Source organism: Streptococcus sp. KR, assembly GCF_002238115.1.
Classification (GTDB): Bacteria; Bacillota; Bacilli; order Lactobacillales; family Streptococcaceae; genus Streptococcus.
This window is the reverse complement of the sequence record NZ_NGVM01000117.1, coordinates 1-563: the sequence shown is the minus strand read 5'-3', so window position 1 is coordinate 563 and position 563 is coordinate 1. Positions and strand designations below refer to the sequence as shown.

Sequence of the window (563 nt, the reverse complement as noted above, 5' to 3'; positions counted from 1 at the left end):
CCACTAAACGTAGACTTTCTTTGTGAAAAAGCTGATCGAGGAAACGATTACAAAAACTTTGACGACTTCTTTTATCACGTCAGGATTTTTAACATGGTCAACGTGGAGAACGTTAGCAAAGAAAAAGCAGAAAAAATTATTAGTGGGGATGAGCCAGTTCAAGGTGGTGAAGGGATGTCCGTTGCTGAGTTTCATGACTCAATTATTGATATGTACAATGAAACTATGAAAAATTCATTCAATCCTACCGCAACAATGGCAACCCTTGATAATATGCCGATCGACGAGTTCATATCTATGAATAAGTTTAGTGACTCTCAGGTTCCAGAAAACACAAGCGATATTGAATTTATGAAAAAAAATCATTTAAGTCTTGACGATTTATTAAAAAAGTGAGGTGATAAAAAATGGCACAAGGATTAGGGATGAACATTAAATTTGGGGCAGACGGCTCAAATTTAAAGAGAAACTTGCAAGACTTAAAAGGGACTATTAGAAACTTTAGCTCTTTCTCTAAAGCTGAAATGAACAAGATTAAGTTGACGGATATTGATAAAAATGGC

General features: G+C 35.2%; 1 protein-coding gene. It reads left to right on the top strand.

Annotated features, from left to right (window positions below; all coding sequences use genetic code 11):
* On the top strand, window positions 1-396 hold a 396-nt coding region (locus CBI42_RS11175; protein ID WP_218822069.1), incomplete at its 5' end, for a hypothetical protein.
* Window positions 397-563: the final 167 nt, after the last annotated feature.